Origin of the sequence: Scytonema hankhaensis NUACC26 (assembly GCF_045865695.1) — a bacterium.
In the GTDB taxonomy this organism is placed as follows: Bacteria; Cyanobacteriota; Cyanobacteriia; order Cyanobacteriales; family Nostocaceae; genus Scytonema.
On the sequence record NZ_BAACAP010000177.1, the window covers coordinates 45,125 to 52,945 of the forward strand.

A 7,821-nucleotide genomic window follows, 5' to 3' on the forward strand; every position below is an offset into this window, starting at 1 on the left:
GCTCACTGATTACAGAAGAGGTGTTACTTCAACTGAACTAGCAATGGTGCTGTTAGAATCAAACAAGTAGTAAGGGCTAGGATTGCGAGGATCGTAGCTAGTTGTATCTAGTACGAGAGGAGTTGAGAAACCATAGGCAATATTTTCCCAAGGCACTAACTTAAAGTTAGAATTAACGTTCTCAAACTCTCCATCATCCTCAACCAATCTTGCAGGTAAATTATTACCATCTTGGGTCACGAACACACCATCAGGGAAATTAGGACCTAAAGGCACATTAATAACATCTGCACCATCGGACTCCTGCACGCTGTCAATGGGTCCATTGTTACCAACAGCAAAGCGTCCCAAAAAGTCATTGTTCCCCTCACGAGTGTAGGCAACAAAGGTGTTATCGCCTTGACTGGATGTTAACAAGTAACCAGTCCCTCGATTGCCATAGTAAATTGTTAACCCCTCAACATCATCTTCTAGATATTGACCGCCCAAATCTTTAACTTTGTCAATCAATACACCTGTTGTACCACCCGTTGGTTCTGCTTGGTACTTCCAAATACCCACATCTTCTTGACCAATATAAAGGTAGCCGAGTTCTTGGTCTGCTACCATACCTTCAAGTTGCGGATCGCGTCCTGCTGTTGTAGGTACGGTGAAATTTCGGACTAACTCAGTGCCGAGCTTACCATTCCCTTTATCAACTAGCTTTAACTGTGCAACGTCTCCGGTTTCTCTACGATTGGCGAAGACATAGTAATCGTTTGTTACTGGGCTGCGATATAAAGCAACTCCGTAAGCACTCCTTGAAGATGGTGAATAAGGAGGTTCGTAAGGAGATGATTGAAACAGAGTACTGATACTGTTGTCGGTAATATCCTCTAGGTATTGACCAGAAGCATTGGGTTGGGCATTGATTTTGAAAATTGCCAACTTATCGTTGTTGCGGTCTGTGGCTACGGCAATATCGACGGGATAACCGCCTAAGTTAAAACCATATTGCAAGTCTATATTGTTATAACGAATATTACCGGGATTAATTTCTTCCAACAAATTACCAGACAAGTCATAAACTCGCAAACCAGCATTTTTAACCACCGTCAACACCAGACTTTGTTCTGGATGTGTGGAATTTACGTAGATAGCTGGGTCATCTGCATCAGCCCGTTGGTCACGTGGTAATGTGGGGTCATCAAAGAGGTCGGGACGGGTTTCGACTGTGGGTGCTGCGGTAGGAACTAAGTCTGCACCTAAAGCGATGATTTGGGTAAATTGCGTTTGGCTGAAGTTGTTGTCACTCACCAACACAATGGACTGACGACCATCTGCTAGTTTGGGTCCAAAGGAAATCCCCTCAATATTGTCTATACCTGTGGGCAGATTCAGTGAGTTGAGATTCAATAACAGGCGCTTCTCAACGGGTTGAATTGCTGCCAACTGTTCGGGGCTTAAAGCGTTGAGAGAATCGTAGTACCGAATGTCAGTTGCACCTTGCAAGCTGATTTCATAGAGTTTAATTGTGTTGCCAACGCCTTCAGAGAAGGAACGTTCTAATGAGAGTAAAGTTCCTCGGTTATCAATGGCTAACAAATCGACTAAACCATTGTCAGCAAAGCCGGTTGCAGGGTTTGGTGGTGTAGCAACTGGGTCGGTGATGTAGAGGTATTCTTTTTCTGGTTGACCTGAAACCAAGTTATATTGAAGAATCCGAGAACGACTTCCCCCATTGAGACTGGCAATAGCACCATCTTGCAACAAAGAACCTTCAGTTGCAGTGTACAGGAATTTTTGGTCGGGTGCGATCGCTAAACTTTCAAACGCTAAATTATTGCGAATACCAGATACCTGAGTATCTCCTGTATCCACAATCCCGTTACCGTTGGTATCTTGAAAAACTGGTAGGAACTTTGTCGGAACGGGTAAAGAACGTATTTGCTGTCCCGTAGTGAGGGAAAATTCATTGATAAAGGGATTCGTGATTCGACCCGCACTGATATTTGCTTCTCCTTCCGAGGAGATAAACACCGTTCCCTTGTTGGTAAGTGCAATTCCTTCTGTATCTACGCTATTAAGTGCGAACTCTTGACCGTTGGCGTATTTTAAGGTAGTGACATTGGTGAAAGTCACTCCTGAAGTCGCAATAGTGGACGGGTCAGCTGTCAATGTGTAGAATCGGGCAGGAGCAAATTGAGAGCGATCGTCAGAGATAGCGTAAAAGACATTATTTGCACCATCATAAGTAATACCAGACAGTCCGCCTATTGCAGTTGTTCCAGCCGCACCACCAGGAATAAAGCCAGTAGGAAATACCGTTTGTCCCAAAAAGTCAGCGTCGGGAATAGTTCTCCCCGCTTCTGTTGGTGGAATTTGTAAATCTGCCCAAGTCAATTTATGGTCAGAACTGGGATACCCACCAGGTAAAGTTGGATCGAATGTGCCTACCAGTCGGAACAGAGGGTCTGTATTGAGAGGCCAAAAAACAGCTGAATTACTAATTTGCAAGTCAGCAGAGGGTAGTATGTGGTCTACCCGCAAGTTTCCAGGAGCTGTATCGGCAAAGTCCGCAGTGTCAAAAGCAGGATTCCCCCGATGAGTCAGATTTGCCCCACCTTGTAATATTGCTTGTTGAGGACCGCCAGGGCTTGAAGGGATAAAATTCGTATTGATACCGGGATTGAGTAACAGTTGTCGGATTGCGTTGTTGTAACTGTCACCATCAAAGGGATCTGCATTTTGGTCACCCATTATTACAAAGCGCGACCCAGCATTAAGACTGCCTTTGTTTCCTGCATCGTCATATATATAGTCGCCTTTTCCAGGAGTAATATAATCTGCCCAGAAGCGAATCTCATCATAATTGCGCTTACCGTTGCGGTCTTCAAGTCCGTCAAATGTAGGCGGTGTGGGATGGCTGACTAGAGCATGAATAGTCTCGCCATTCACTAAAATGGGAACATCCCAATGACTCTTAGAAGAAAGACGCAAAACCTCTTGTTCTTCTGGTGAATACCAAGGTGTATTGGAATCGGGAAGCGCAATTGTAGGTAACAAAGCTCCTGGCATATCTTTCCACAAAAAAGTTTGGAAAGTCCGAAGATTCTCTGTATCGATAGGATACTTTGATAGCAATAACATCCCATACTGACCCGGAAACTCGCCAAAACCGAAGGCATCATCACCATATCCTCGCGTACCGGGTTCTGTGACGACTGTACCATCGTTGTTCAAGTCAAATCCAGATGAGATACCAGTGTTAGAGGGTGCAATGTAAGCATAACGGTACTCAGTGGGATTTGCACCGTTTTGGCTGACTGAAAGATAATTTTTTTGAAAAAGTTCTACTGCTTTATATGGATCTGGTTCGTAATAGTCAAACTCATTAATCAGCAGTATATCTGGGTTTGTACGTTGAATAATTTCTGCAACGGACTTTGCTTGTGCATTTTCGGGGGTAGATAAATCTTGAATTAACTGACCCTCTGCACTACGGTTCAAAGAAGCATTGAATTGAGAAAAGCGAATTGTGTTGGTAGTCACCATAGTTTGAATTTTGGATTTTAGATTTTGGATTCATCTCGTTCCTAAGCTCCCCCTCATCTCTCGTTCCTAGGCTCCGCCTGGGAACGCATGACTAGAGGCTCCGCCTCAAGATATGTGACTGGAGGTAGAGCCTCCAGGTTTTCATTCCCAGGCTCTGCCTGGGAACGAGGAGCCGACCTGTAGTCACTGGTCACTGATTAAAGACATTATCTTCTTGTTGTCCTAAAAATTTGTTGCTGACTATTGCTCGGAATTCTTCAACATCTGTTGAAAAATTTTCCAATCTCATTATCATTTGTTTAAGTCTTTCTTCAAGTCCATAATTTCCTATTTCATAGTTAAAATTACCAGAAAATAACAAAGCTGACATTGGTATTTGATTGGGTTGTTGAACTTGTGCTTCGTTTAAATTAACTAGCAGTTTACAACGCTCTAATTGATAGAAAAAGTTGACAGCAGCTTGTACTTGAGCTATACCTATGGTGTTCCAAAGTCCTGGTGATAATAAGGTTTCTGTAATAAATTTCCTAGCTGTGTTCTGACCATCAGAAAATGCAATGAGTATCTTAGGATTGATACTAATTCCTTGATAGTCAGCATTGGGGAGTTTTTCTACAAACTGACGGGCTAAAGCCGGAATCTGTGGTGTGTTTCCACTATTAGGCTCAATGGCTTGAGAAAATGTAATGCTACGTGCTTGGGCAACAATATTGACTCCATTTTTAAAGTTTAATTGAGATACAGTAGCTGTGAGAACGGGCTGCTTTTGTAATTCCCAATCTGGGGGAAGAATTCCACTCATTTTGAGAAAATCTAGTTGCAGTGTGGTAGAAGCAAATTGATTGGCAATGAGTGCGATCGCTAGTTCTTCAAATCCTAATGTTTCTGTCACTATATAAGATACCAATTGACTGTTAATTGTTTGTACGATTGTTAGTTTATTTGTCATTTGTTATTTATTATGACCCATGCCTAATCCCCAATCAAGCTAAATTTACTTGTAAAACGATGTCGTTATAATCTACGTCGCCATCTTCAGGTAAATCCCCAAAACCGAAAGTATTGTTACTTAAAAGGCGAACACGATCTTGTAAATGGAATTGAGTTATGATACCTGGGCGTTTTGGCGGTATTAATTTGTATTCCGCACCATTAAGTTATACTAGTTAGTTTAAGAACTCACTAGGAAGAGGTTAAGACATAGCTTAACTCTAGTGATAGCAATAATTTTTCGCGAAAGTTTTTTCATGTTTCAATCTGCCATTGATTAGCGTTCGGCAGTATTTGATACAAAAAATTATTTTAAAGAATAAATTTGTCTAATTGTGTTGGGCAAGCTTTGAGTAAAAATTAATACAAGACTTGCCCTATCTGTAAACCTACGGCACTTCTGTAGCAAGAGTATTTCAACTATTTGAGGATACCACTTCTTTCATTTCTTTTGATTGTTTGACTAGCCGTCTTCCCCAAGGTTTAACTATTGAAATTGCAACGATCGCTAATAAGCAAGCAGTTTGAATCGCACCGCCAAGGATTACACCCTGTTGATTAAGTATGTATAGTGGGTTGTGTAAAGCCTGTATTCGTTCTGTTTCGGAAATGGCAGTCATGGTATTTAACCAAGGACCTAGCCAAATTGTTCCTGTGGTAATTAATGTCACAGTTACTACCCATTTCACGATAACCCAATAATGTTTTGTAAATCCCCAGATAGTGAGCCAACAAAGCAGTCCACCAGTGATTAGTGACAGAATAGCAGTTGGAATAATTACCCAATCATCCATAAACTTTAATACTGAGTTGATGCCATAAAGCTCGTCTCCATTTAGTATGTTTTTTTTCGTTATGGCAACTGCAACAATACAAAGTGCTGTTCCTAACCAAATCCCTCCAGAGGCTACATGGAAAGACAGTAGCCAGTTCTTGGGTTTGACACTCAACTTTTTCATCTAGTTCTCCTTTCGCAATTGGGTGATTCTTGAAAGATGACAATTAGCTTATAATTAGTTACCTTATAATTAGCTACCTAACTAAAAGATAACACAATGGGGAAGCACCTCTACTTCAACTTGTCAATTTAATGTATTTTGGGTATAGCGATCGCTTTCGGGTGGTTACTGGCTTAAACTGTGTAATTATCTCTGGTTGTTCTGTGTCAACAAGAACGAAAGTACGGGAAATACCTTTTTGAAACTGTTAACCGGACGTATAGCGAACATGATGTGCGATCGCAAAGTATTTCTTACCTATACTGACCTACTAATTCAATATCAGCCTAAGCTAATAAAAACAGAAGAAGAGTATCAAAGAGCATTGACAATAGTAGTTAGACCTTGTGCTATGAGTTCGGTAATTTGAATTGCTAGTGGGTTAAGTAATCCAAACGAACAATTTGTGCAACAGGTTGTTGCACAAATTCCTTAGGGTCATAACGTCCATATTTTAGACGCTGTTAAAGATACTAAAGAACGTCAATGGTAGGCACAACAAACTATCCAACATGGTTGAAGTCGCAATGTATTAGTTCATCAGATTATCAATTACTGTACGTTCGCTCCTGATTGAAGGGAGAAAGGAATTAATGGCTTACTGTCCAAGGTTTCAACGTGATTGTGGACAATAAAGCCAAACCCCGTGTAATACTTGGGGAAAGCTTTGTCAGATTAACGATGTAATACACGGCTGGGAGGGAAATAGGGTGTTTCCGTGTATTACATGGGAGAAAATTGAATTCGATTGGAGGCTGTTCCTCATAAAACATCCCCTTGATGTAACTCAGTGTAATACATTAAAAACTTCACCAATTTGGGGTTAACCTTACTGTGTAATACACGGGAGAAGAGTAATGTTGAAGCGGGACATTCAAGGCAAGTTCGCGCTGAAAGACGATGATTATCGTCAAGTACGCTCTTTAAGAGTAACTGATGAAACCTGGAAGGCTTTGGGGATCGCGGCTGAATGCTTCGGTATGAGTAGAGCTGATTACTTGGAACAGGTGATTAGGGGCAATGCTAACCCAAGTATTACATGGAAAAAAGAGCCAATGGATCAAGCCAAAACTAGTGTTGTTGAACTTGCGACTACGCCACTCTCGGTGACAACACTCTCAACTTTACGTGACGAAGTTTTACTACAATTAAAGTTAGGCAAGCAAGCTCCAGGCTACAAAGCAGCATCTTATTGCCCTCAATCATTTTATTGCGGCACTAACTAGCTAGTACAGCATGGCGGAAATAAACCCACCATTACGAACCTTGAAAAAATCATCATTTGTAGTCTTTGAAAATGGTAGGCGTATTTACGCCGCACGGTACTAGTATACACAAGAGTCCTTTTTCGCCAACGTCAGATCACCAAAAAAATCATGGAAATAACTTCTGAGCGGATTGACGATATTCCCGTAATAGTGGAATGGCTCAAACAGATGGAGATAGCCAAATGTATTGACCAAAAACTGAGGGAACCGCATGGAAACCACAAAGGACTGAGCTACGGAAAATTGAGTGTATTATTATTAACATATATCACGACCCAGTCAGACCATCGGTTATCTGCGGTGGAACCTTGGGTAGAAGCACACCGTGCATATTTTAGAGTTAAGCACCGGGTGGTCGATAGCGGAAAAAGATGCCAGTGATGACCGATTGGGAAGGGTAGTAGAAGAATTAGGTAAGCAGTCAGAGGCAAGGCTTGAAATAGAAATAAAGTTGGGACGACATCTGATTCGTGCCTACGAATTACCGACAGAAGTGGCACGAGCTGATACAAGCAGTTTTAGTGTGAATCATCAACAGGGTGAATCGCCAGAAGAAAGTCTACTGCGTCATGGGTACTCCAAAGATTTTCGCCCAGACTTGCTGCAATACCGTCAATTACTGGCAACCCTCGACCCAATGGGAATGCCATTGGTCAGCGCCACCCTTGAAGGTAATGGAGCCGATGACCCATTATATTTCCCCACCTGGCAAAAAATGGCGAAAGTCATTGGGCATAAAAAGTTTGTCTTCGTTGCCGATTGCAAAGCAGGCTCGATAGCAACTCGCGCCCAAATAGCAGCAAATGGAGGTGTTTATTGCTTCCCTGTACCCATGAGTGGGCAACACCCCCAATATCTTCAGCAATGGGTACTTGACCCACTTTCCCAGACAGTGGAGATTCGTTTACCGCGACAGGATGAACTTGAACCTCCTGTGGGAAAGGGCTTTGAAGTGGAGTTAGGTAAGTTTTGGTTAAAGGAAGAAACCAACAAATTGGTGCGTTGGCACGAACGTTACTTGGTAGTTTATT

General features: G+C 42.0%; 6 protein-coding genes and 1 pseudogene. 3 read left to right on the forward strand and 4 right to left on the reverse strand.

Going from position 1 to position 7,821, the window contains the following annotated elements; genetic code table 11:
* Positions 1-9: 9 nt before the first annotated feature.
* The 4 genes from ACKTT2_RS16320 to ACKTT2_RS16335 form a co-directional block, all read right to left on the reverse strand.
* Positions 10-3,534, reverse strand: coding sequence for a phytase (locus ACKTT2_RS16320; protein WP_407888689.1), 3,525 nt, complete (start codon positions 3,532-3,534; stop codon positions 10-12).
* A 190-nt stretch (positions 3,535-3,724) separates the two neighbouring features.
* Positions 3,725-4,483, reverse strand: coding sequence for a hypothetical protein (locus tag ACKTT2_RS16325; protein WP_407888691.1), 759 nt, complete (start codon positions 4,481-4,483; stop codon positions 3,725-3,727).
* 34 nt (positions 4,484-4,517) lie between these two features.
* Entirely contained in the window at positions 4,518-4,667 is a 150-nt protein-coding gene (locus ACKTT2_RS16330; protein ID WP_407888707.1) for a DUF4114 domain-containing protein, read from the reverse strand.
* Positions 4,668-4,940: 273 nt separating this feature from the next.
* Positions 4,941-5,483 carry a hypothetical protein gene (locus ACKTT2_RS16335; protein ID WP_407888693.1) on the reverse strand — a complete coding sequence of 181 codons (543 nt, stop codon included), beginning with the start codon at positions 5,481-5,483 and terminating at the stop codon, positions 4,941-4,943.
* Between the two features lie 238 nt (positions 5,484-5,721).
* Here ACKTT2_RS16335 and ACKTT2_RS16340 point away from each other — a divergent pair, with 238 nt between their 5' ends.
* The 3 genes and pseudogenes from ACKTT2_RS16340 to ACKTT2_RS16355 all read left to right on the forward strand — a co-directional run.
* On the forward strand, positions 5,722-5,892 hold the full coding sequence (locus ACKTT2_RS16340; RefSeq protein WP_407888695.1) for a hypothetical protein: 171 nt from the start codon (positions 5,722-5,724) through the stop codon (positions 5,890-5,892).
* Positions 5,893-6,379: 487 nt separating this feature from the next.
* The gene (locus ACKTT2_RS16345; RefSeq protein ID WP_407888697.1) at positions 6,380-6,748 is read left to right on the forward strand and encodes a hypothetical protein; all 369 of its coding nucleotides are present in this window, start codon (positions 6,380-6,382) and stop codon (positions 6,746-6,748) included.
* Between the two features lie 150 nt (positions 6,749-6,898).
* Positions 6,899-7,821 (forward strand): annotated as a pseudogene (locus ACKTT2_RS16355) (IS1634 family transposase); the annotation flags it as partial.